Below are 25540 nucleotides of genomic sequence, written 5' to 3'. Positions count from 1 at the left end.
TAAAATAAGGAAAAATATGACCGCACTTTTAAAAATTGGTCTGGTGTCTGTTTCTGATCGCGCATCAGCAGGCGTGTATCAAGATCAAGGCATCCCAGAATTACAGGCTTGGTTAGAACAAGCTCTTGTTGATCCTTTCCATTTGGAAACAAGATTAATCCCCGATGAACAGCCAGTTATTGAACAAACATTAAAAGATCTGGTGGATGAACAAGGTTGCCATTTAGTGCTGACAACTGGTGGGACAGGGCCTGCAAAACGCGATGTAACGCCTGATGCTACCCTTGCGGTAGCAGATCGAGAAATGCCGGGTTTTGGCGAACAAATGCGTCAAGTGAGTTTGCATTTTGTGCCTACCGCAATTTTATCCCGCCAAGTAGGTGTGATTCGTAAGGAAAGCCTGATTTTAAATCTTCCGGGACAGCCTAAAGCGATTAAAGAAACCTTGGAAGGCGTGAAAGATAAAGAGGGAAATGTGCTTGTAAAAGGCATTTTCAGCGCGGTGCCTTATTGTTTGCAATTGATTAACGGCTTATATATTGATACCAAGCCTGAAATCATCGAAAGTTTCCGGCCTAAATCCGCAAGACGTGAAAATCTGGAGAAATAACATGAAAAAAATCGAAGCAATGATCAAACCGTTTAAATTAGACGATGTGCGCGAAAGTCTTTCAGATATTGGTATTTCAGGTATGACAATCACGGAAGTACGCGGATTTGGTCGCCAAAAAGGTCATACGGAACTTTATCGTGGTGCGGAATATATGGTGGACTTTCTGCCGAAGGTGAAATTGGAAGTGGTAGTTCCTGATGAGCTTGTGGATCAATGTATTGAAGCTATTATTGAAACGGCACAAACAGGCAAAATTGGTGACGGCAAAATTTTTGTTTATAACGTTGAGCGAGCGATCCGCATTCGCACGGGCGAAGAAAATGAGGATGCGATTTAGTGCAAAATAATTTAAATTTACACCGCACTTTGCTTGGCATTGCTGCGGTAATTATTATCTTAGCTGGCGTAAAATTGGCGGCAGAAATTGTCGTGCCATTCTTGCTATCGCTATTTATCGCGATCATTTGTTCACCGATGATTAAGGCGATGACACAACGCCGAATTCCTCATTGGTTAGCCATAACTTTGCTTTTCTTCTTGATTTCTTTGGTGTTTTTCTTTTTAGTCGGGCTGATTAACAGCACTGCAAGAGAATTTACCCAATCTATTCCACAATATAAAGTTTTACTTTCACAACGTGTGAGTGATCTAACAGGATTGTTGCAACGTTTCAATCTGCCTTTCACGCTTTCGCGTGAAACCATCCAAGAAAATTTTGACCCAAGCATCATTATGAATTTTGTGAGTCGAGTATTGCTGAATTTCTCTGGTGTGGTGAGCAATGTGTTTGTTTTAGTGTTGGTCGTAATTTTTATGCTTGCTGAAGCGCCAACGATGAAACATAAATTTGCTATGGTGATTAGTTCAACCCCTCATGATGCAGCCAAAGAAGAATGCCATATTGACCGAGTTTTGCAAGGCGTAATTGGTTATCTCGGCATTAAAAGTATCACCAGCTTGCTTACTGGCGTTGGTATTTTTATTTTGTTGGAAGCCTGTGGGGTTCAATATGCAATTTTGTGGGCAACCTTGAGTTTCTTGCTGAATTATATTCCCAATATTGGTTCTATCATTGCGGCTATTCCGATTATTGTGCAAGCCTTATTACTGAACGGTTTTGGAATTGGCTTTGGCGTAGCAGTTGGTGTTATTGCGATCAATATGATTGTCGGTAACATTATTGAGCCTAAAATGATGGGACAACGATTAGGGCTTTCAACCTTAGTAGTATTCCTTTCATTATTGTTTTGGGGATGGTTACTTGGAACAGTGGGAATGCTACTGTCAGTTCCTTTGACGATGGCATTAAAAATTGCCTTGGAGTCCAGTCCAAATACGGCGAAATATGCTTGTCTATTGGGTGATGTCGAAGATTTCAAATAGATTTTATAGAGAAAGTGCGGTGAATTTTCACCGCATTTTTTATGATAAGTCTTGTGGATCAACATCCAAAATTAATCGCACTTGGCTGTTTTTTTCAAGTTCGGCTTGTTGATATTCTCTTAATGCTTTTTGCAATGTCATTCTTGATGGATGCTGCAATAATAACTGCCAACGATATTGCCCTGCTTTTTTGCTGAACGATGCAGGCATTGGGCCAAGCATTTGTAATCCCGCAATTTGTTTCGATTGAAAAAAATCTGCAATCTGGTTTAAGCAATTTTCTGCAAGCTCAGAATGTCTAGCCTGTGCTTTGAATAACGCCTGAAAAGTGAAAGGTGGCAATCCCATTGAATGGCGTAATTGTAAGGTTTCTTTTGCAAAAGCTTGGTAGCCATTCGCTAATAACGTAGTGAGCAAAGGATGATCAGGATAATGTGTTTGTAGCACGACTTCGCCTTGTTTATCGGCACGACCAGCACGTCCAGCAACTTGAACATAAAGTTGAGCTAAACGTTCTTCTGCACGAAAATCTAGTGAAAATAATGCACTATCTACATTCACTAAGGCAACGAGGGTAACATTCGGAAAATGATGTCCTTTTGCCAGCATTTGTGTGCCAATCAAAATTTGACTTTTGCCTTGTTGAATATCTTCTAAATAACCTTCCAATTTTCCTTTACGCGAAGTGCTATCGCGGTCGATTCGCGCTACAGAATAATGAGGAAATAGCGTTTTCAAGGTTTCTTCTAATTGTTCCGTGCCGAGACCTGTGGTGACTAAATGAGTCGAACCGCAATCACCACATTGTCGAGGAATAGTTTTCTGTGCACCACAATGATGACAACGCAATACATTTTGATGCTGATGATAGGTATAAGGTTTTTCACAATGAGGGCATTGTGCAATCCAACCACATTCATGGCAAAGCAATACGGGCGCAAAGCCACGACGATTTAAGAAAAGCAGAACTTGATTGCCTTTTTCTAGGTGAGCTTTCATTCGCTCCAATAAGGGTTTTGAAAGCCCGTTTTGTATGTTTTGATTTTTCAAATCAATAACGAAATGACGAAGTGCGGTAGAATTCCCCGCTCTTTTTGATAACACTAAATGTTGGTATTTGCCGTTTTGTACATTATTAATACTTTCTAAACTTGGCGTGGCGGAACCCATTAATACCGCAATATTTAGTTTTTGAGCCAGTACAATCGCCAAGTCTCGCGCGTGATAACGCCAACTGTCTTGCTGTTTGTAAGACGCGTCGTGTTCTTCGTCCAAAATAATTGCACCAAGATTAGAAAATTGTGTGAACAATGCCGATCTCGTACCAATCACAATGGCACTTTGTCCAGAGCGGGCGCGATCCCATACATAAAGCCGTTGCGTATCGGTTAAATTAGAATGAAGAACATCAATTTCTACATTGAAACGCGCTTTGAAACGGTGCACCGTTTGTGGTGTTAGCCCAATTTCGGGCACAAGCACTAATACTTGCTTATCCGATTTTAAAATTTCTTCAATATACTGCAGATAAATTTCTGTTTTGCCTGAACCAGTTACCCCATCGAGCAGCCATACATTGAAACCAGAATGAAAGAGCAATTGACTGAAGGCTAAGGCTTGCTGCTTATTTAAGGTTAAACGATTTTCAGCATTGACAATTGGGTTATCGCCTAAGCTTTGTTGCCAGCTTAGGGGCTTTGTTTGGATAGTAATTTCCTCAATAAACCCTTTGGCTTTTAAGACTGACCAAATCGCAGAGGAAAACTCATTATTGCCTTTTTCAAGATCAGTTTCAGATAAGCATTGTAGGGCTTCAACTTGCTTTTTCGAGCGTTTTAACAGGCCTTGTTCAAGCGCATTTTTCCCCGCATCTGTAATTCGCCAAAAAGTACAGTCATTTTTCACCGCACTTTCTCCGTTACGCAATTTCACAGGCAAGGCTTGAAATAACACATCGCCTAATCCTGCTTGATAATAATTTGCTGCCCAATGAAGCCAATCCCAATAAATTGGGGTGAAGAGCGGTGCTAAATCTAATGGTTGAAGAATGGTTTTGAGCTTATCTTCTGGCACGTCTGATTTTGTCGGGAAATCAGCCACAATGGCGACGCGTTTTTGCGTACCAAAAGGCACAAGAACACGTGTGCCGATTTGTAATGAAACATCATCGGGGAAGAGATAATCAAATAAACGAGGAAGCGGCACAGCCAGTGCCACTCGGACAATTTTCATAATCAACCTTGGGAAAAAATTTGCCCTATTATACGAGAAAAACGTGTATAATCGCCGCCAATTTTTTTCACGAACAAGATTTTTATGATACAAACTTTTGCTGATCAAAAACGTAAAACCGTTGAAACCGCAGAATTTACCAAAGATGGCCGCTATAAACGCAAAGTCCGTAGTTTTGTTCTCCGCACTGGTCGTTTGAGCGAATTTCAGAAAAACATGATGAATGATAACTGGGGAACACTTGGTTTAGACTATCAAACGGAACCTTTTGATTTTGCGAAGATTTATGGCAATGATAATCCAGTTGTATTAGAAATTGGCTTTGGAATGGGAAAATCGCTCGTGGATATGGCTTTTGCTAATCCTGACAAAAATTATCTTGGCATTGAAGTTCATACCCCGGGTGTTGGTGCTTGTATTGCTTATGCTGTGGAAAAAGGCGTAACGAATTTACGCGTGATTTGTCATGATGCAACGGAAATTTTACGAGACAGTATTGCAGATGGTGCGCTTGGCGGTTTACAGTTATTTTTCCCCGATCCTTGGCATAAAGCAAAACATCATAAACGTCGTATTGTTCAACCGCACTTTGTGGCACAAGTGGTACAAAAATTAGGTGAAAATGGTTTTATCCATATGGCTACAGATTGGGAAAATTATGCAGAACAAATGCTAGAAGTATTAAGTGCAAACACCGATTTAGTGAATACCTCGAAAAATGGCGATTATATTCCAAGACCAGATTTTAGACCTTTAACTAAATTTGAAGCCAGAGGCCACAGACTTGGTCATGGTGTTTGGGATTTATACTTTGTGAAGAAATAAGCCTATTTTGGGCAAATTAACTTTTGGGTGAAGATTGATGTTGGGGAAATCCGATGCCAAATTCACGAATTTAATATAGAATACTGATTTGAATACGACCTTAATAGGAGAAATACCATGTCTAAATCTTACAATCAACGTCAACGCAAAAAACTTCACCTTGCTGAATTCCAAGAACTCGGTTTTCTTGTAAATTTCCAATTTGCAGAAGGTACTGCGATTGAAACTGTAGATGAAATCGTTGATCGTTTTATTAACGAAGTGATTCAACCAAATGGTCTAGCTTATGAAGGTAGCGGGTATTTACATTGGGAAGGTTTAGTTTGCCTAGAAAAAATTGGTAAATGTGATGAAAGCCACCGTGAAACTGTGAAAAAATGGTTAGAAAAAAATGGTTTGCAACAAATTGAAGTAAGCGAATTATTTGATATTTGGTGGGAATATCCAGCAAAAGCAGAGTAGTTTTGTTAAAATATTGTGGTAAAAAACAACTATGTCGAGTTATTTTTTATTACGATTTAAATTTGATCTATCACAAAGAAAGTTCAAAAAAAGTAAATAACTACCTATTATGGGTGGTTCCTATTTCTAGTTAGGAACTTCATAATCACCACCCCAAAAGTACTGACGGATTTATAGAAGGCACCTGGATGACTGTTGAAAACTTGCCCCGCAGACAATTTTTACGAGGTAAATTTTTAACATCTTTGCATACGAAAACTGAGCAGAAACAAGGCTTTGATGGAGTCCGCCCTCCTTGGGCTGTTGAAAATTCTATTTTTGTAGAGCAATGTACGCGCTGTGGTGATTGCCTTTCTATATGTGAAACCAATATTTTGGTAAAAGGTGATGGTGGATTCCCCGAAGTGTGTTTCGATAAGGGGGAATGTACTTTTTGTGGAAAATGTGTAGATATATGTAAACAACCAATTTTTCGTTCTTGTTCTGAGCAACCTTGGAACCATAAAATTGAGATTGGTAAAGATTGTTTAACTGAAAAAAATATAGCTTGTCGTAGTTGTCAAGATAATTGCCCAAAGAACGCAATTAAATTTCGTTGGCAAGCAGGTGGAATAGCCAAGCCTGTATTAGATGTGGATGCTTGTAACGGTTGTGGCGCTTGCATTCAACGTTGTCCTGTTGATGCGATAACTTTGTTTTACCCATCTCACAATAATGAAAATGAAAATTAACGATTTAATAAAAACAGATACAGTTGAGAAATGGCAGGTTTGTGGCATTGTTGTGCAATGTATGGTGTCAAAACTTGGTATAATTCAAAGTGAGCTTTCCAAATTACCTGATACTGAAATTCATGCAGTCAATGAGGAAAATGGTAAAATTGTTGCAGTAATGCAAGCAAATAGTCAGAAAGAATTAGCTAATCGTATGGAATTGGCTAGAGATATTGATGGTGTTATTACGGTTTCGTTAGTTTATCATCAAGTAGAAGATAATTAGTTTTTTATTTTTTAGTGTTAATAATAGTGGGGGAAACACTATGAGCATAAGTCGTCGTGACTTTATGAAGGCAAATGCTGCTGCAGCGGCAGCAGTTGCTGCTGGTATTAGTATTCCAATCAAAAATGTTGCAGCGGAAGAAAATATCAATAAAGATATTCATTGGGAAAAAGCACCTTGCCGTTTCTGTGGTACAGGTTGTAGTGTAATGGTTGGTACACAAGATGGCCGTGTTGTTGCTACTTATGCCGATCCAGATGCTGAAGTAAACCGTGGATTGAATTGTATTAAAGGGTTGTTCTTATCTAAAATTATGTATGGTAAGGATCGTTTAACCCAGCCATTGCTTCGAATGAAAGATGGTAAATATGATAAAAATGGTGAGTTTACGCCAGTAAGTTGGGAAACTGCATTTACTGTATTTGCGGATAAAACGAAAGAAGCAATTCGTAAGAAAGGTCCAAGTTCTGTTGCACATTACTGCTCTGGTCAAACTACAGTTATTGAAGGCTACGCAAAATCTAAATTCTATAAAGCTGGTTTACGTTCAAACAATATTGATCCAAATGCGCGTCAATGTATGGCATCTGCCGCAACTGGCTTTATTCGTACCTTTGGTGTTGATGAACCGATGGGATGTTATGATGACATCGAGAATGCGGATGTTATGGTGCTTTGGGGCTCTAATATGGCTGAAATGCACCCAATTTTATGGTCACGTATTGCCGATCGCAAATTAAACCACCCAGATCTGAAAATTTTTGTTCTTTCAACGTTTGAACATCGTTCATTTGAATTAGCAGATTATGGCATTGTATTCATTCCTCAAACAGACCTAGCTATTGCTAACTATATTTCAAACTATATCATCCAAAATGGTGGTGTAGATGAGAAATTTGTTGCAGAAAATACTAAATTTAAAAAGGCTACAACAGATATTGGTTATGCACTTAGACCCGATCATGCTTTAGAAAAAGCTGCGAAAAATGCGGGGAAAGGTGCAGGTAAAATGCTTGATTTTACTTTTGATGAATATAAGAAGTTTGTATCAGAGTATGATCTTGAGTATACCCATAAACTAACAGGGGTTCCTAAAAATCAATTAGAAGCACTTGCACAGGCATATGCTGATCCAAAAACAAATGTTACTTCATTCTGGACAATGGGTGTTAACCAGCATACTCGTGGTGTGTGGTTAAACCAAATGTTACATAGTTTACATTTATTAACAGGCAAGATTTCTAAACCAGGTAACCACCCATTCTCTTTGACTGGTCAACCATCTGCTTGTGGTACTGCTCGTGAAGTTGGAACATTCCCACACCGTTTACCTGCGGATATGGTTGTTACCAACCCACAACATGTGGCAAAAGCAGAAAGTATTTGGAAATTACCGGCTGGTGCGGTGCAAACGCAAGTTGGCTTGTCAATTAATGAAATTGACCGTGCCATGAAAGATGGCAAAATCAATGTTTACTGGCAAATGTGTAATAACCATATGCAGTCGGGCCCAAATAGTAATCAGGAACGTATGCCAGCTTGGCGAGATCCACAAAACTTTATTGTTGTATCGGATCCTTATCCAACAGCAAGTGCAGTAGCTGCTGACTTAATTTTACCAACTGCAATGTGGGTGGAAAAAGAAGGAGCTTTTGGTAACGCAGAGCGTCGTACCCAAGCATGGAAACAGCAAGTAAAAGCACCCGGTGAGGCAAAATCTGATTTATGGCAAGTTCTTGAGTTTTCTAAATATTTTAAAACTGATGAAGTTTGGCCAAAAGAATTGCTTGACGCTAATCCTCAATTTAAAGGTAAAACGTTATATGAAGTGCTTTATTTAAATGGCAACGTGAATAAATTTGAAAAACCAACAGATCATTTAAATGATGATGCTGAGCATTTTGGCTTCTATTTACAAAAAGGTTTATTTGAAGAATATGCTGAGTTTGGGCGCGGTCACGGACACGATTTAGCACCATATGATATGTATCAAAGTGAAGAAGTTCGTGGATTACGTTGGCCTGTCGTAAATGGTGTTGAAACACGTTGGCGTTATCGTAAGGGTTATGACTTCTTTGCTTCTAAAGACCGTGAAGTAGATTTCTATGGTCAAAAAGATAAAAGAGCGGTTATTTTTGCCGCACCTTATGAGGCTCCTGCAGAATCACCAGATGAAGAATACGATATGTGGTTATGTACTGGCCGTGTTTTAGAACATTGGCATACAGGTACTATGACACGTCGTGTACCAGAAATTCACCGTTCATTCCCAAACAATGTTGTATATATGCATCCGCTAGATGCTGAGGCACGTGGAATGCGTCATGGCGATAAAATTAAATTGATTACTCGTCGTGGTGAGATGGTATCTTATTTAGATACACGTGGACGTAATAAGCCACCTCGCGGTTTAGTTTTCACTATGTTCTTTGATGCGGGTCAGCAAGTTAACCGCTTAACCTTAGATGCGGCAGACCCAATTTCAAAAGAAACTGACTATAAAAAATGTGCAGTTAAAGTAGTAAAAGCGTAAAACGTATGCGGTCATAGTAAAATAATAGAAATATGGCCGCACTTTATCGTATTTTTTAACGGCTTATGCCAATTTTGTGAAAATAAATTCACAAATGGAGTGAAAAATGAAAAAGATGATGGCCATGATTATGGCATTATTGGGATGTTCAGCCATGCTTCATGCTGAAGTTTATCCGAATACTAATGTAGAAGTGGTGAAATCAGGTGTTGAAAATGCACATGAAGCAATTCAACCTGAGTTTAAAAATAACCTAAAAGATACAGGTATCCAACCTCGTGATATGCTTTTTGCACCGCCTGTAGTACCACACAGTATTAAAGGGATGCAAGTGAGTAAAAACACAAACCGTTGTTTAGAATGCCATAATGCTGATGTAGCTCAACTTGTTGGCGCTACTGTACCAAGTAAAACTCACTTTTATGATCGTGAAGGGCATTTAGGCGATACAGTCTCTGCACGTCGTTATTTCTGTTTACAATGTCATGTTCCACAAACTGATGCAAAACCGATTGTTGAACAAACATATCGCTCTACACCAGGTTATGATAGAAAAGCAGATCAACCGTTACCACAAGTGACTAAAACGCCTGAATATAAAGAAAAATTTGAGGAAACGCTCAAAGAATTTGGTCATTCTTCAGATAAATATTTGAACCAACATCATTAAGGTGAGCAAAAATGAAAAAATTAACAAATTTAATTAAATCTTTTTGGCATTGGTTCAGAACACCAAGCCGAATTGCAGTGGGAACAATCATTTCACTTGCATTTATTGCAGGAATTTTGGCTTGGGTGGGCTTTAATTATGGTCTAGCTGAAACCAATACAGAAAAATTCTGTTCAAGCTGTCATACAAATGATGTTTATCCTGAATATTTGCATAGTACCCATTTTCAAACACGTACAGGTGTAGGCGCGAGCTGTCCAGATTGTCACGTTCCACATGAGTTTGGTCCAAAAATATTACGCAAAATTGTTGCAGCAAAAGAAGTTTATGCATTTTATACTGGTAAAGTGGATACTATTGAGAAATTCAATGAACGTCGTTTACATATGGCCGAAAATGAGTGGGCACGTATGAAGGCGAATGATTCTCAAGAATGTCGTAACTGCCATAAAATGGATCGTATGGATCGTTCTCAACAAAAAGAAGTAGCGGCGAAGATGCATAAGTTCGCTGAAGAAAATGGTAAAACTTGTATCGACTGTCATAAAGGTATTGCACATAAGTTACCTGATATGAAAGATGTCGAATCAGGATTTAAGAAAGAAGAGAAATAATTCTTTCAGCAATGTATAGGAAAATACCGTACTCTGTAAAAGTACGGTATTTTTTTATCTGATTTTTATCCTAGAAAAAAAGTGAATTTTTCAGTAAAATCGTCGAGTTTTATAAAATGATTAAAAAAATTACTCAAAGTTTAGGGATTTATCGTGGCTCATCGAGATTTTGTTGCACGTCGTGGCGTAAATAAGAAAAAAGGAAAAAATAAGAATATTTTAATTGGGATGATGATTGCAGTTGTCTTTGCATTTGGTATTGGGCTTTATTTCCTGAAAAATAAAACAGAGGAAAAAGTAGTGAAAGAAATTACTCCTCAAACAGAAAAAACGCAGCCTAAAAGTATTTTACCTAATCGTCCTGAAGAGGTTTGGAGTTATATTAAAGCGTTAGAAACGCGTACGGTGCCTGTTGATGATAAGCCATCTAGTGTAGAAAAAAATATGCGTTTAACAGAAGAACAACGTCAAGTTTTAATCCAAATGGAGAAAGATCAAAAAGCTGCAGAGGAAGCTCGTAAATTAGCTGAACAACAAGCAGCTCAAGAATCTACTAAGGTTGATAATTTATCAAAAAGTACGGTGGTTCAGCAATCATCACCGGTTAAAACAGAGCAAGTCAAAAAAGTAGAAACCGTAAAAATTGACACTCTTAGCACTGAAGCCGAAAAAAAAGCTAAACAGGCTAAATTAGATACAACGAAGAAAGTGGAATCTATTAAAACTGTTGAGCCGGTTAAAACTACAGAGAATGAAAATGGTAGTAAGAAGTTTGGTTTGCAGTGTGGTGCTTTTAAGAACCGAGCCCAGGCTGAAAGTTTACAGGGAAGATTGGCAATGACAGGTTTTAATGCACAAGTACAAGTAAATGGTGAATGGAATAGAGTACGAATTGGAAATTTCGCCAATCGAGATGCAGCAATGCAAGCTCAGAGTAAAGCAAAGGGTGTCGCAGATTGCGTGGTGATTGGTATGTAATCAATCAGTTAATTTTACAGGTTAAGTGCGGTGATTTTTTCCATGATTTGTACAACCTTATTATTATTTGATACCGCCGTTTTCAATCGTTTTAATCTGCATTTATCCTCTGTTGTATGGAATTTGCTGGTCAATCCATAAAATGGTGGAATGTCACGGATTGGCAAATTTTCTTTGCACCAATGCCAATAATTTTGCTGGCTCAAATGTTATTTTCTCGCTGGAGTTGGGAAAAATTACGCAGTCTTGAACGCCAAAAATGGCTAAAAGGCACCGGTATATTCTTAACCGCAACGTTCATTGCGACGCATTTAATTTATGCTTGGGCGGATGCTTATTTGTATCGCCCGATCACCATGCAACGCTCTAATTTCCCTTTATCTTATCCAATGACGGCTCGTTCTTTTTTAGAAAAACACGGTTTCTTGGATGGAGAAGAATATACGCAAAAATTGGCGCAAGAAGGTCGTTTAGATGCCTTAAAAATTGATTATCCGAAAAAAGAACTCACTTATGCACCAATTACGCATAAACCTAATATTCTGATCGTAACGGTTTCAGGTTTGCGCCATGATGCGATTTCTAGTGAAAAGATGTCAAAACTTGCTGAATTTGCGACAAGTTCAACAGAATTCACTAATCATTACAGCACAGGCAACAGTAATAACGCAGGCTTAATTGGGTTATTTTACGGGCTAAATGCAAATTACACCGATAGCATTTTAAGCAATCATACCCAATCTGTTTTAATCGAAAAATTACGTGCTGAAAATTATCTATTGGGTTTATTTTCGGCTACAAATTTCAAAGATAGCGTCTTCCGCCAAGCATTATTTCGAGAAATGAAACTTTCATCGAATAAAACCAACAAACCAAATAATGAAAGTGCGGTAAAAAATCTCAATGATTTTATTAAAGCACAAAAAACTGACTCACCTTGGTTTGCTTATTTGGATTTAGCCTTGGAGGCTAAAAATCCATCAGATTATGACCGCACTTTGCAGGACATTGATTCTCTTTTAGCAAAAGCGTTAGAAAGTACACCGCTTGAAAATGCATTAGTCATCATCACGTCAGAGCATGGTTTAACCTTTAATGAAATGAATGAAAAAGAGTGAGAAAACTACTTTGGTCGCGATGAGGTTCAAGTGCCATTGCTTGTATATTGGAAAGATTTACCGGTAGGCAAACAAAATGGATTAAGTAATCATGCGGATATTTTCTCTGCATTAATGCAAACGGTGTTCGGTGTAGAAAACCCGTTGATGGATTATAGTCAGGGACGCAATCTCTTTGATCTTAAGGGTGATGACTGGGTGCTTGCCTCTAATTTCCACTGGAATGTGGTGATTCAACCAGATGGAACACAATATCACATTGATCGCAAAGGTAATTACAAAAAATTCGATAAAGATTATATTGAGCAATCGTTAGATAGACCGCCACTTGGAATCTTCTTAGAAGCCTTCCAATTACAAAATTTCTTCTTTGAAAAATAGCCTATAAGGGCATAAAAGAATAGATTTTTTGCCCTTAAGCCTTTATACTCATGACTCAGTTTAAGACTGAAAAATGTTATTAATGAAAATCCGTGAGTTTTTCATAACATTATCATAATGCTTCTCGCCGTACTTACAGTACCTTTCAATTAATATACATTCTCGTCTTTTTATCCTTTCTTTTTTACGGAGTTTGTATGAAAAGCCACGTTTGTAGTTTTAAAACCTATATTCGCGATGAAATTATCAAAAAAGGCGGATGGGTAAATGCCCATGCACATGCTGACCGAGCTTTTACGATGACGCCAGAGAAAATTGGGATTTATCATAGTAGTAATTTGCAACAAAAATGGGATTTAGTGGATGAAGTAAAACGCACTTCCAGTGTTGATGATTATTACGCACGTTTTTGCCAATCTATTGAATTAATGATATCCCAAGGTGTAACCGCATTTGGTACTTTTGTCGATATAGACCCAATTTGTGAAGATCGTGCAATTATTGCCGCACACAAAGCTCGCGAAGTGTATAAACATGACATTATTTTGAAATTTGCCAATCAAACTTTAAAAGGGGTAATTGAACCCACTGCGCGTAAATGGTTTGATATTGGTGCAGAAATGGTAGATATGATTGGTGGCTTACCATATCGTGATGAATTGGATTATGGACGTGGCCTAGAGGCGATGGATATCTTGTTAGATAAGGCCAAATCTCTTGGAATTATGTGTCATGTACATGTCGACCAATTCAACAATCCAAGTGAAAAAGAAACTGAGCAACTTTGCGACAAAACCATTGAACACGGAATGGAGGGGCGAGTTGTGGGTATCCACGGTATTTCCATTGGCTCACATTCGAAAGAATATCGCTACAAACTTTACGAAAAAATGCGTAAAGCCAAAATGATGATGATAGCCTGTCCGATGGCATGGATTGACAGTAATCGCAAAGAAGATCTTATGCCATTCCATAATGCACTCACGCCAGCAGATGAAATGATTCCCGAAGGTATCACTGTTGCCCTAGGCACAGATAATATTTGTGATTATATGGTTCCTCTATGTGAAGGTGATTTATGGCAAGAATTAAGCCTATTGGCTGCAGGTTGCCGTTTCCCACACTTGGATGAAATGGTCAATATCGCAAGTATTAATGGTCGTAAAGTGTTAGGACTAGAACCAATTTAGCTTTTTATTCTCACTAATCAAAAGTGCGGTCAAAATGGGCGACATTTAAAAGTTGATTACAAAATCTAGCTTTTAAATGTTGCCCATTTTTGTTGTGCTTTTGTGTTTTTTAACTTGCCAAAAAACAAAAAACAAATAAAATGAACGCTCATTCATTTTTGAGCAATAATTGCTCCTTATTTTACTCAAGGATCTTATGCGACAAGCTAAAACAGACTTAGCTGAACAGATTTTTTCAGCGACAGATCGTTTAATGGCAAAAGAAGGGTTGAATCAACTTTCTATGCACAAACTTGCGAAAGAAGCGAATGTAGCCGCAGGAACGATTTACCTTTATTTCAAAAACAAAGATGAGTTGCTTGAACAATTTGCACACAGAGTGTTTTCAATGTTTATGGCAACGCTTGAAAAAGATTTTGATGAATCTAAGCCTTTTTTCGAACAGTATCGACAAATGTGGAAAAACATTTGGTATTTCTTACAAGAAAATCCCACTATCTTATCCAATTTAAAGCAATATGAATCTTTGCCTAATTTCAAGGATATTTGTAAAAACGTAAAAAATTGCCGTTGGGATTTATTTTGTCATCAAGCACAAAAAGCTGGCTTATTAGCAGAATTATCTGAAGATATTCTCTTTTTATTAAGTTTGAAAACGGCGATAAATTTAGACTCTGATGCAAAATTTATCGATTTCGATCTTAAACCTGAAATTTTAGAATCTGTGATTGAACGCTCTTGGCGTGCGATTCAGAAATAATTGTTGTTATTTTTATAACGGAGCTTTAAACATGAGTCAAACTCAATCTCAGAGACCGAAACGTTCACATACTTTCTTTATGAAAGTGATTTTGGCTGTTTTTGTCTTAATTTTTGCGGGCGTTATTGGTTTTAGTTTTATTCGCAACATGATGATTGGAAAATTTCTAGCCAATATGCCTGAGTCAACGAATCCAGTAACCGCCTTAGAGATTAAGCCTAGCGAATGGACACCTGTAATTAATACAACGGGTCTTGTTCGTCCAAATCAAGGAGCAATGTTAAGTGCACAAAATGCGGGGAGCGTTTCACATGTATTTGTTCAAAATGGACAATCAGTGAAAAAAGGTGATCGTTTAGTGGAGCTAGATAGTTCTGTTGAACGTGCAAGTTTACAAGCTGCAGAAGCTCAACTTCCAGCACTTCGTCAGACTTATCAACGTTATGCAAATCTTTTAAAAAGTAATGCGGCATCTCGTCAAGATGTTGATAATGCAAAATCAGCATATGATGCTCAACTAGCCAATATTGAATCTCTAAAAGCGACCATTGAGCGCCGTAGTATTGTTGCTCCATTTGATGGAAAAGCAGGTATTGTTAAAGTTAATGTAGGGCAATATGTCAATATTGGTACAGAAATTATTCGTGTAGAAGATACGAGTTCAATGAAGGTTGATTTTGCTATTTCTCAAAATGAATTAGATAAATTACATATTGGTCAACGTGTTACAGCAACGACTGATGCGCGTAAAGGCGAAACATTTTCAGCTCATATCACGGCTATTGAACCAGCAATTAATTCATCAACGGGTTTGGTTGATGTACAAGCTACTTTTGAACCCGAAGATGGTCGCCAATTACTTTCTGGTATGTTTTCTCGATTACGCATAGCCTTACCTACAGAGAAAAATCAAGTTGTCGTTCCCCAAGTCGCAATTAGTTACAATATGTATGGTGAAATTGCCTATTTATTGATGCCATTATCAGACAAAGATAAAGAAAAATTATCAGGTAATGATAAATTCGATCGTTTGTATCGAGCTAAACAAATCACTGTATTTACGAAAGATCGTCAAGGTATTTATTCTCAGTTACAAGGTAATGAGATAAAACCAGGTGATAAAATTATTACAGGGGGGCAGCAAAATATTAGCAATGGTAGCCTTGTAGAATGGATTGAAAAAGACATTGTTGGTGGCTCTGAGCCCGCTAAAAAGACTAATCTTTAATTCAACTTAGGAAATACGAATGAAATTTACTGATATCTTTATTCGTCGCCCTGTTTTAGCGATTTCAATTAGCTTGCTTATTATTATTTTAGGATTACAAGCGATTTCAAAACTGGCCGTGCGTGAATATCCTAAAATGACAACTACCGTAATTACGGTAACGACAGCTTATCCAGGTGCAGATGCAAACTTAATTCAAGCTTTTGTGACATCTAAACTTGAAGAGTCTATTGCTCAGGCGGACAATATTGATTATATGTCATCATCAAGTTCACCTAGTGCATCTGTCATTACAGTGAAAATGAAATTAAATACCGATCCTGCAGGAGCATTAGCTGATGTGCTTGCTAAGGTAAATGCGGTACGTTCTGAATTGCCACAGGGTATTGAGGATCCAACAGTGGCTTCCTCTTCAGGTGGTACGGGGATTATGTATATTAGTTTCCGTTCAAAAAAATTAGATTCTAGCCAAGTTACCGATTATATTAATCGTGTGGTGAAACCTCAGTTCTTTACAATAGAAGGTGTTGCCGAGGTACAAGTATTTGGTGCGGCAGAGTATTCGTTACGTATCTGGCTTGATCCTGAAAAAATGGCTGCGCAAAATCTTTCTTCTCCTACAGTGATGTCAGCGTTATCTGCAAACAATGTACAAACTGCCGCCGGTAATGATAATGGCTATTTTGTTACTTATCGTAATAAAGTTGAAACTACAACAAAATCAGTTGAGGATTTAGGCAATTTAATTGTTAGTGCTAAAGGTAATGAGCTTGTTCGGTTACGAGATATCGCCACGATAGAATTGAATAAAGAAAATGATAACTCACGTGCAACAGCGAATGGTTCTGATTCTGTGGTATTAGGGATTAATCCTACTTCAACAGCGAATCCATTAACTGTTGCTGAAAAAATTCGACCGCTCTTTGAAACGATTAAGCAGCAACTCCCTGATAGTATGGAAACCGATATTCTCTATGATCGTACGATTGCGATTAATAGTTCCATACATGAAGTGATTAAAACGATTATAGAAGCGACAGTTATTGTATTAGTCGTCATTTTGATGTTTATTGGCTCACTTCGTGCAATTTTAATTCCAGTATTAACCATTCCAATTTCATTAATTGGCGTGCTAATGATGTTACAAAGTTTGAATTTTTCTATTAACTTAATGACATTGTTAGCTCTTATTCTTGCAATTGGTTTAGTCGTAGATGATGCGATCGTTGTACTTGAAAATGTGGATCGTCATATTAAAGAAGGTGAAACGCCATTTCGAGCGGCAATTATTGGAACACGTGAGATTGCTGTGCCTGTTATTTCAATGACGATTACATTAATTGCGGTTTATTCGCCGATGGCGCTTATGGGAGGAATTACAGGAACGCTGTTTAAAGAGTTTGCATTAACGCTTGCTGGAGCAGTGTTTATATCCGGTATTGTAGCATTGACACTTTCACCAATGATGAGTAGTAAGTTACTTAAAGCTAATGTCAAACCAACGAAACTGGAACAACGCGTAGAACATACACTAAGTAAAGTAAATAAAATTTACGATTATATGCTTGATATTGTTATGCTAAATCGTAAATGTATGCTTACATTTGCTGTGGTAATTTTTGCAACACTACCTTTCTTATTTAATTCACTGTCCAGTGAATTGACACCAAAAGAAGATAAAGGCGCATTTCTGGCAATTGGTAATGCCCCATCTAGTGTTAATGTTGACTATATTCAAGATGCAATGAAGCCATATATGAAGAATGTGATGGATACACCTGAAGTTTCATTTGGTATGAGCATTGCGGGGGCGCCAAGTTCTAATGGCTCACTTAATATTATTACCTTAAAAGATTGGAAAGAAAGAGATCGTAAACAAGCAGCAGTAATGAATGAGCTGAATACAAAAGCAAAATCGATTCCTGAAGTGTCGGTATCGGCGTTTAATTTCCCTGAAATAGATACAGGAGAGCAAGGCCCACCAATTGCTATTGTGTTAAAAACAGCACAGGATTACAAAGCATTAGCAAATACAGCTGAAAGCTTGGAAAAGGCTATGAAAGCATCAGGTAAATTTATTTATACTAATCTGAATTTAGCCTATGACACGGCGCAAATGACAATTTCAGTCGATAAAGAGAAAGCTGGAACTTATGGTATTACGATGCAACAAATAAGTAACACGTTGGGGAGTTTCTTATCAGGTGCAACGATTACTCGAGTGGATGTTGATGGTCGTGCTTATAAAGTGATTTCGCAAGTAAAACGTGATGATCGTTTATCTCCAGAAAGCTTCAAAAACTATTATTTAACAGCATCAAATGGACAATCTGTACCATTAAGTAGTTTAGTTAGTATGAAACTAGAAACGCAGCCAATGTCATTAGCTCGTTTTAGTCAATTAAACTCAGCTGAAATTGGTGCAGTTGCGATGCCAGGTACATCTACAGGTGATGCTATAGCGTGGTTGCAGGATTATTTAAAAAATAACTTACCGCAAGGATATACTTATGATTTTAAATCAGAGGCTCGCCAGCTTATTCAAGAAGGGAATGCACTTGCGGTGACATTTATTTTAGCCGTTATCATTATTTTCCTGGTTCTTGCGATTCAATTTGAATCAATACGAGATCCAATGGTTATTATGATTTCGGTGCCTTTAGCAGTAAGTGGAGCATTACTCACATTAAACTTATTGTCTTTTTTCCAAATTGACGGAACGACATTAAATATCTATTCGCAAGTTGGATTAATTACATTAGTCGGTTTAATTACCAAACATGGTATTTTAATGTGTGAAGTGGCAAAAGAAGAGCAGTTGAATCATGGTAAAACGCGTATTGAAGCAATTACATCAGCTGCGAAAGTACGTTTGCGTCCGATCCTTATGACTACTGCAGCCATGGTTGCTGGATTAATTCCATTACTTTATGCTACGGGCGCTGGGGCTGTATCTCGTTTTAGCATGGGGATTGTTATCGTAGCAGGATTATCTATTGGGACAATTTTCACTTTATTTGTCTTACCAGTAGTTTATAGCTACATTGCAACAGAACATAAGCCATTACCAGAATTTAAAGAAGATTTAACAAATTGATACACATAAAAATTATGTAAAAAAAACCGCACTTTGGGTCAATGAGCAAAGTGCGGTTTTTTTAGTTAAAACATTTTATAAAATAATCAAATCATCACGGTGCATCGCGACAGAGCCATATTCATAACCAAGAATAAATTCAATCTCGGTCGATTTTTTACCTTTAATAAGTTGTAATGCATCACTATTATAACGAGGCATACCAAGCGCAATATCTTTACCGGACTGCGTACGAATCTTTACAACCTCACCACGAGAAAAACATCCTTCAATTGCAATAATACCAGCAGGGAGAAGCGATTTGTTTTGTATTAACATTGCATGTTCTGCACCATCATCAATTGTAATAATGCCAACGGAAGGGGCTGCAAAAAGCCATTGTTTCCGACTTTCTAAACGATCAGATTGATGAGCAATAAATTTTGTACCAATATTATGGTCATAAGCTAAATCAGCGATTACATTTAGCTGATTACCTGGCGCAATAATTGTTTCAATACCTGAACGCGTTGCAACATCAGCAGCGATAATTTTTGTCATCATTCCACCTGTACCAAGATTTGTCCCTGAATCTCCTGCAATAGCACGAATATGATCGGTGATTTGTTCTACGATTGGAATTAATTTTGCATCTGGATTTTTACGCGGATCACTATCAAATAATCCTTGCTGGTCTGTGAGTAGATAAAGTTGTTCAGCTTGAACAAGAATAGCCACTAATGCAGATAAATTATCGTTGTCACCAACCTTAATTTCCGCTGTTGCAACAGCATCATTTTCATTTATCACAGGAATAATTTGATTATCTAACAGGGCATGTAACGTATCGCGAGCATTGAGAAAACGTTCACGATCTTCAATATCCGCACGGGTTAATAAGATTTGTCCAATATGAATATCATAAATAGCAAATAATCTTTCCCAAGCTTGAATTAATTGGCTTTGACCTACTGCAGCAAGTAATTGTTTTGATGCGATTGTTGGGGGTAAGCTCGGATGATTTAAATAGTGTCTGCCAGCCGCAATTGCACCCGAAGTAACGATAACGATTCGAAATCCATCATGGTGTAATTGCGCAATTTGACGAACAATTTCCATCATATGCGGTGAATTTAATTTTGGAGTACCTTGTGTTAGTGTACTTGTTCCAAATTTCACAACTATTGTTTTTTTAGTCATAAGTTTTTCCAAGTTTTTTATTTATATTTTTACGTTATCACTAAATCAATGAAAAATCACTTAATATCAGGTATAGTAAAGTAAATTTTAGGGGAAATTTATGACATTGAGTTTAATTGTAGCGACAACCTTGAATAATGTGATTGGTAAAGATAATCAGATGCCTTGGCATTTACCTGCAGATTTGGCATGGTTTCGCCGTAATACAACAGGTAAGCCTGTAATAATGGGGAGAAAAACTTTTGAAAGTATCGGGAGGCCCTTGCCAAAACGAATAAATATCGTACTTTCTCGTCAACCGTTTGAACATGAAGGGGTAATTTGGAAAAATAGTTTTGAAAGTGCGGTTAATTTTGTGAATGATTGCGATGAAATTATGCTAATCGGTGGTGGTGAATTATTTAAACAATATTTACCAAAAGCGGATAAACTTTATCTTACACAAATTCAATCTGAAATTGAAGGAGATACATTTTTTCCCACACTTGATTGGAACGAATGGATCGTTGAATTTGAAGAATATCGTCAGGCTGATGAAGATAATGAGTATGACTGTCGATTTTTGATTCTTGTTCGTAGCGAAAAATAATTATCTTTCTTCATAAGATACTACATGCAATTGCTGCTTTTGTTTTTCTGCTTTTTTCTGTTCACGGCGTTTCTGAAAAAATGCGCTTAATTTATGACTACACTCTTCTGCTAATACACCAGATGTAATCTCCAGAGTATGATTCATCTTGTAGTCATCAAAAAAATGGAAACGCGATCCAACAGCCCCAGTTTTATAATCAGAAGCGCCGAACACAAGGCGTTTAATTCTACTATGCAAAATCGCCCCTGCACACATTGTGCAAGGCTCCAATGTCACATAAAGCGTGGTATTCAGTAAGCGATAATTTTGGAGATGTTTTGCTCCGTCTCGCAAAGCGATAATCTCAGCATGTGCAGTAGGATCGCTTTGAAAAATGGAGAGATTCCAACCTTCTCCAATAATATTTCCAGCGTCATCAACCAAAACCGCCCCCACAGGAATCTCACCTAACGTTTCTGCTTTATCCGCAAGATCAAGGGCATGGCGCATCATTTTCTCGTCAAATTCTGACCGCACTTTTGCTACATCCATTAGACGGAAAAAGGATATTTAATCGGCTCATGAGATTGATAGCCAATGACTTTGAAATCATCCATCGTGACCCAAGTTTCTAAATCCTCAAGGCTTTTTATATATGGATTGATTTCTAATTTTGGCAATGGGAAAGGCTCGCGTTTAAGTTGTACATCACGCATTAACTCAAGCTGATCTTCATAAATATGTGCATTTACAATTTTATGATATGCCTTGCCTGGTTTTTTACCCGCAATCTGTGCCATAAGCGCCAAGAAAGTAAACACCTGAATTTGATTGAAATTCAATCCAAGTGGAACATCACAGGAACGTTGATAACTAGTAAGATGTAAAGTATCGCCCACAAGAGAAAAAGTATGCGTATGCATACAAGGACGAAGACAACCAAGATCAAACTCCCCTGGGTTAAAGAAGGTTAAAATTTCCCCTCTATCATCAATTCCCTTGGTCAAATTATTAACAATTTTGCGTAGCTGATCGATGGTTTCACCATTAGGTTTACGCCATGCTCTGCCTTGCACACCATATACGCGTCCCATATCATCAACGCCTCTACGGTGAGGATTCGCGAGCCATGCGGCATTTTCATTCGCATTGGCATCCCAAGTTTTAGTACCAAGTGCGCGGAAATCAGCAGCATTGTTATATCCACGAATATAACCTAAAAATTCAGCAATGGCTGCTTTCCAATAACTTTTACGCGTGGTTATCAACGGAAATTGATTATTCGCCACATCATATTCTAAATCTGCATTAATAACTGTGAGACAACGCTTACCTGTACGCTCATTGGCAACCCATTCACCTTCATTAACAATGCGACGACAAAGATCAAGATATTGCTTCATAAAAATCTCCTATTTTATTACCGCACTTTTGCGTGAATACGCCCAAGACATAATTAAAACTCCACCAATAATCATTGGCAAGCAAAGCGCTTGTCCTCGCGTAATAACTCCAAAGAAATTTTCAACTTCAGGTTCACGTACATATTCCACAATAAAACGGAAGATGCCATAACCAATTAAGAATAAGCCGGCTACAGAGCCCATTGGACGTGGCTTTTTAATAAAAATATTCAGAATGGCAAACAACACTATGCCTTCTAGAAAAGCTTCATAAAGTTGTGATGGATGGCGAGGAAGTAATAGAGGATCATTCGGGAAAATCATTGCCCAAGGTACATCCGTTTCGCGTCCCCACAGCTCAAGATTAATGAAATTACCAATTCGGCCTAAACCTAAACCAAACGGAATCAAAGGCGCAACAAAATCAGCCGTTTGCCAAAAATTACGTTTTTGTGAATAAGACGTCCAAATCATGGCAACAATGACGCCTATTAATCCGCCATGGAAAGACATTCCACCTTCCCAAACACGGAACAAATAAAGTGGCTCTTGTAAGAAACGATCCAAATTATAAAAAAATACATCGCCAACACGTCCGCCAATAAATACGCCCATAAAACCGTTGAAAAGTAAAGTATCAACTTGCTCCACTGTCCAACCGCTATTTGGGCGACTAGCACGGCGAACCGCAAGCCAGCGTGCAAAAATAAAACCCAAAAGGTACATCAAACCATACCAACGTAAGCCGATATTGCTATCACCAAGAGTAAAAATGGTTGGATCAAAATGTGGAAGTGTTAGGTATTGATTCATAATTTCCCTTATTTTAGAAACATATTAATAGCAATAGCGATTAGTAATACTGCAAAACCTTTTTTCAATGTAGTTACAGGCAGTTTTGCAGTGGCATTTGCACCAAGTTTTGAAGTGAAAAATGATGTCGTAGTAATACCTGCAACAGCAGGTAAGTAAATATAGCCTAAAGAATATTCAGGCATACTAGGATTACCTAAGCCTCCTAGCATAAAACTAAACATCCCAGATGTGCCGAGTAGCATGCCACAAAATGCCGAAGAACCAATAGCCTTTTTCATATCAATACCACGTGAAGTTAAAAATGGTACGATAAAGCCGCCTCCGCCGATACCCGCGGCACTGGATGCGATACCAATTAAAATGCCACCAATAATGGAAGATAAGGTAGTTAAAGGTTTTATTTTCTTGTGTGATTTAGGTTTAATAGATAACACCATTTTTATGGCAAGATAGATAACTAGGCAGGCAAATAATTTTGATGAAATATCACGATCCAGTTTTCCGATAAAAAAACCGAAAATAAAGACAGTTAGCATGATGGAAGGTGCAAGAATCTTCACTGCTTTCCAGACAACATTACCTAATTTATGGTGACGTTGAGCTGATGAAAATCCAGTGATAACAATAGTGGCAAAAGAAGTACCAAGTGCAGTAGACATGAGAAGCGGTTCAGGTACTCCCATAATGGGTAGCAGATAGACTAACGTAGGAACAATGACTAATCCACCACCAATACCAAAAAGACCCGCTAAAAAGCCTACAACAGCGCCAACTAACAAGCAAAGTATGAGAAAAGTTAGCATGAATCATTCCTTGTTTTATAAAACGGACGTTTAGAATATTTCGATGTATTGCGCTTTTTATTATATGAATAATGCTTTTGTTCTGTATCATATATAGTCGTATGAATAGGAGGATTATCTGAGAACAATATGTTAGAAAATTCCTTCATTGCCTTACGATATACATCCTTTTTAAAGGATACAACTTGGCGAACAGGATACCAAAAACTCACCCAACGCCATCCATCAAATTCTGGCGATTTGGTTGTTTGCATATTGATATTTTTTTCATCGCCGACAAGCTGTAACAAAAACCAGCGTTGTTTTTGCCCTATACACATCGGTTTGCTGTCATAACGCAACAAACGTTTTGGTAATTTATAACGCAACCAATGCTTAGATACATATAAAATGCGCACATCTTTAGGCTGTAGACCAACTTCTTCGTACAGTTCACGATACATCGCTTGCTCGGCACTTTCATTATCATTAATGCCACCTTGTGGAAACTGCCACGAATTTTGCCCACAGCGCTTCGCCCAAAGCACTTGCCCGTTGCGATTACAAATCACAATACCCACATTTGGACGGTAGCCATCAAAATCGATCACTATCGTTTTACCTTAAATTTTTCATATAAAAATAGTCTGCAGATTGTTTCATAAATCAGTGTTTTTATCAACCAAAGGGCTGATTACACAATAAAATACACAGATTGTGGATAACATTGTGAATAATGGATTTCTGATTGTGAATTGATTAAGTAAAAACAGGAAAGGATCCTTATCACATAGAACTTGAAAATAAATTGAGTTATTTCCAATCAAAAGATCTAAAACAAAAATAAACCGCACTTTTTACACACAAAAATGCAAGAAAGTGCGGTAAAAAAATACAATTTTTAAAGCGATTCCATTCATCAAAGATCTTTTGGTCATCTCTTTGAGTTATTCAATATTTCTGTGGATAAAATTGTGGTTGAGAAAATCCATAATGTTGTATAACTCAAACAAACCTTTCCAAGATAATTCCAAGGTAAAATTTATCCATTTAAATTCAAGTATTTAGCAGCAAAATATGACAATGTTTGTAATACACAAAAGTCTCTAAATTTTAATGTCTAATTTTTGAACAAATTATTTTAGTCTAGCAAAATAACGCTCCCAATCAAAATATTGACCTGGATCGATCTTACGTCCTGGCGAAATATCACAATGCCCAACAATTCGATCTTTCGTAATCTTAGGATAACTTTTCATGATTAGGTTAGTTAATTCTTGCAATGCCAAATACTGCTCATTAGTAAAAGGTTGTTCATTACTACCTTCCAACTCAATTCCAATGGCAAAATCATTACATTTTTCTCGCCCTTGAAAGCTAGATAATCCAGCATGCCAAGCCCTTTGGTTAAAATTAACATATTGCGTGATTCGCCCATCTCGTTCAATCAAACAATGGGCTGACACACGCATTTGATGAATTTCTTTAAAATAAGGGTGAATCTTAGGATCTAATTTCCCTTGAAAAAAATCATCCACATATCCGCCACCAAATTGTTCTGGCGGTAAGCTAATGTAATGGATCACAAGAAGTGAAATATCCTGTAAATCTGGACGTTCATCAAAATGCGGAGATGGAATTTGTCGACAATCAGTCAGAAATCCTTTCTCAATATCTTTTATTTTTCGCATACATTTTTCCTATTT

24 protein-coding genes and 1 pseudogene are annotated in these 25540 nt (G+C 37.7%); 17 read left to right on the top strand and 8 right to left on the bottom strand.

Going from position 1 to position 25540, the window contains the following annotated elements:
- Window positions 1-16 precede the first annotated feature (16 nt).
- From mog to A9501_RS07155, 3 genes are read left to right on the top strand one after another with little or no spacing between them, the layout of a single operon-like run.
- A complete protein-coding gene (gene mog / locus A9501_RS07165) occupies window positions 17-610 on the top strand; it encodes a molybdopterin adenylyltransferase (RefSeq protein WP_048952787.1) in 594 nt (197 codons plus the stop codon).
- 1 nt (window position 611) lies between these two features.
- The gene (gene glnB / locus A9501_RS07160; RefSeq protein WP_005627040.1) at window positions 612-950 is read left to right on the top strand and encodes a nitrogen regulatory protein P-II; all 339 of its coding nucleotides are present in this window, start codon (window positions 612-614) and stop codon (window positions 948-950) included.
- Window positions 950-1996: an AI-2E family transporter gene (locus A9501_RS07155; RefSeq protein ID WP_065265396.1), complete on the top strand. Its 1047-nt coding sequence runs from the start codon at window positions 950-952 to the stop codon at window positions 1994-1996. Before glnB ends, A9501_RS07155 begins: the two co-directional genes overlap by 1 nt.
- A gap of 39 nt (window positions 1997-2035) precedes the next feature.
- Here the strand turns inward: A9501_RS07155 and priA are convergent, their stop codons facing one another.
- Window positions 2036-4228, bottom strand: a complete 2193-nt coding sequence (gene priA, locus A9501_RS07150; protein ID WP_065265395.1) for a primosomal protein N' — start codon at window positions 4226-4228, stop codon at window positions 2036-2038.
- Between the two features lie 84 nt (window positions 4229-4312).
- Here priA and trmB point away from each other — a divergent pair, with 84 nt between their 5' ends.
- From trmB to acrB, 13 genes and pseudogenes are all read left to right on the top strand, one after another.
- Complete coding sequence (gene trmB, locus A9501_RS07145) at window positions 4313-5053, top strand: tRNA (guanosine(46)-N7)-methyltransferase TrmB (protein WP_065265394.1); 741 nt, start codon at window positions 4313-4315, stop codon at window positions 5051-5053.
- Window positions 5054-5170: 117 nt separating this feature from the next.
- A complete protein-coding gene (locus tag A9501_RS07140) occupies window positions 5171-5515 on the top strand; it encodes a YggL family protein (protein ID WP_065265393.1) in 345 nt (114 codons plus the stop codon).
- 188 nt (window positions 5516-5703) lie between these two features.
- On the top strand, window positions 5704-6246 hold the full coding sequence (napF, locus tag A9501_RS07135) for a ferredoxin-type protein NapF (RefSeq protein WP_065265392.1): 543 nt from the start codon (window positions 5704-5706) through the stop codon (window positions 6244-6246).
- A complete protein-coding gene (locus tag A9501_RS07130; RefSeq protein ID WP_048952871.1) occupies window positions 6236-6514 on the top strand; it encodes a chaperone NapD in 279 nt (92 codons plus the stop codon). The genes napF and A9501_RS07130 overlap by 11 nt, the downstream gene beginning before the upstream one ends.
- A gap of 40 nt (window positions 6515-6554) precedes the next feature.
- Window positions 6555-9047: a nitrate reductase catalytic subunit NapA gene (gene napA / locus A9501_RS07125; protein WP_065265391.1), complete on the top strand. Its 2493-nt coding sequence runs from the start codon at window positions 6555-6557 to the stop codon at window positions 9045-9047.
- A 106-nt stretch (window positions 9048-9153) separates the two neighbouring features.
- The gene (locus A9501_RS07120; protein ID WP_048952793.1) at window positions 9154-9717 is read left to right on the top strand and encodes a nitrate reductase cytochrome c-type subunit; all 564 of its coding nucleotides are present in this window, start codon (window positions 9154-9156) and stop codon (window positions 9715-9717) included.
- Window positions 9718-9728: 11 nt separating this feature from the next.
- Entirely contained in the window at window positions 9729-10331 is a 603-nt protein-coding gene (locus A9501_RS07115) for a NapC/NirT family cytochrome c (RefSeq protein ID WP_065265390.1), read from the top strand.
- 153 nt (window positions 10332-10484) lie between these two features.
- On the top strand, window positions 10485-11309 hold the full coding sequence (gene ftsN / locus A9501_RS07110; RefSeq protein WP_065265389.1) for a cell division protein FtsN: 825 nt from the start codon (window positions 10485-10487) through the stop codon (window positions 11307-11309).
- A 15-nt stretch (window positions 11310-11324) separates the two neighbouring features.
- Window positions 11325-12808 (top strand): annotated as a pseudogene (locus A9501_RS07105) (DUF3413 domain-containing protein); the annotation flags it as partial.
- Between the two features lie 197 nt (window positions 12809-13005).
- Entirely contained in the window at window positions 13006-13998 is a 993-nt protein-coding gene (locus A9501_RS07100) for an amidohydrolase family protein (protein WP_065265388.1), read from the top strand.
- Between the two features lie 196 nt (window positions 13999-14194).
- A complete protein-coding gene (gene acrR, locus A9501_RS07095; RefSeq protein WP_065265387.1) occupies window positions 14195-14758 on the top strand; it encodes an efflux transporter AcrAB transcriptional repressor AcrR in 564 nt (187 codons plus the stop codon).
- A 31-nt stretch (window positions 14759-14789) separates the two neighbouring features.
- A complete protein-coding gene (gene acrA, locus A9501_RS07090; RefSeq protein WP_065265386.1) occupies window positions 14790-15986 on the top strand; it encodes a multidrug efflux RND transporter periplasmic adaptor subunit AcrA in 1197 nt (398 codons plus the stop codon).
- A 19-nt stretch (window positions 15987-16005) separates the two neighbouring features.
- Window positions 16006-19083: a multidrug efflux RND transporter permease subunit AcrB gene (gene acrB / locus A9501_RS07085; RefSeq protein WP_065265385.1), complete on the top strand. Its 3078-nt coding sequence runs from the start codon at window positions 16006-16008 to the stop codon at window positions 19081-19083.
- Between the two features lie 75 nt (window positions 19084-19158).
- On the opposite strand, the gene proB is transcribed toward acrB, so the two are convergent.
- Window positions 19159-20262 carry a glutamate 5-kinase gene (proB, locus tag A9501_RS07080; protein ID WP_065265384.1) on the bottom strand — a complete coding sequence of 368 codons (1104 nt, stop codon included), beginning with the start codon at window positions 20260-20262 and terminating at the stop codon, window positions 19159-19161.
- 100 nt (window positions 20263-20362) lie between these two features.
- On the opposite strand from proB, the gene folA reads away from it, so the two are divergent.
- A complete protein-coding gene (gene folA / locus A9501_RS07075) occupies window positions 20363-20851 on the top strand; it encodes a type 3 dihydrofolate reductase (RefSeq protein ID WP_065265383.1) in 489 nt (162 codons plus the stop codon).
- Here folA and tadA read toward each other — a convergent pair whose 3' ends face one another.
- From tadA to ampD, 6 genes are all read right to left on the bottom strand, one after another.
- Window positions 20852-21385: a tRNA adenosine(34) deaminase TadA gene (tadA, locus tag A9501_RS07070; RefSeq protein ID WP_065265382.1), complete on the bottom strand. Its 534-nt coding sequence runs from the start codon at window positions 21383-21385 to the stop codon at window positions 20852-20854.
- Entirely contained in the window at window positions 21385-22236 is an 852-nt protein-coding gene (locus A9501_RS07065; protein ID WP_065265381.1) for a thymidylate synthase, read from the bottom strand. The genes tadA and A9501_RS07065 overlap by 1 nt, the downstream gene beginning before the upstream one ends.
- Before the next feature lie 9 nt (window positions 22237-22245).
- Window positions 22246-23049 (bottom strand): prolipoprotein diacylglyceryl transferase, encoded by an 804-nt coding sequence (lgt, locus tag A9501_RS07060; RefSeq protein ID WP_252346373.1) that lies wholly within the window; start codon window positions 23047-23049, stop codon window positions 22246-22248.
- A gap of 8 nt (window positions 23050-23057) precedes the next feature.
- A complete protein-coding gene (locus A9501_RS07055) occupies window positions 23058-23855 on the bottom strand; it encodes a sulfite exporter TauE/SafE family protein (protein ID WP_065265379.1) in 798 nt (265 codons plus the stop codon).
- Complete coding sequence (rppH, locus tag A9501_RS07050; RefSeq protein WP_065265378.1) at window positions 23849-24445, bottom strand: RNA pyrophosphohydrolase; 597 nt, start codon at window positions 24443-24445, stop codon at window positions 23849-23851. The genes A9501_RS07055 and rppH overlap by 7 nt, the downstream gene beginning before the upstream one ends.
- 525 nt (window positions 24446-24970) lie before the next feature.
- Window positions 24971-25525, bottom strand: coding sequence for a 1,6-anhydro-N-acetylmuramyl-L-alanine amidase AmpD (ampD, locus tag A9501_RS07045; RefSeq protein WP_065265377.1), 555 nt, complete (start codon window positions 25523-25525; stop codon window positions 24971-24973).
- Window positions 25526-25540: the final 15 nt, after the last annotated feature.

The organism is Haemophilus sp. CCUG 66565 (assembly GCF_001679495.1).
In the GTDB taxonomy this organism is placed as follows: Bacteria; Pseudomonadota; Gammaproteobacteria; order Enterobacterales; family Pasteurellaceae; genus Haemophilus; species Haemophilus haemolyticus_K.
This window is presented reverse-complemented; position numbering and strand designations above follow the sequence as displayed.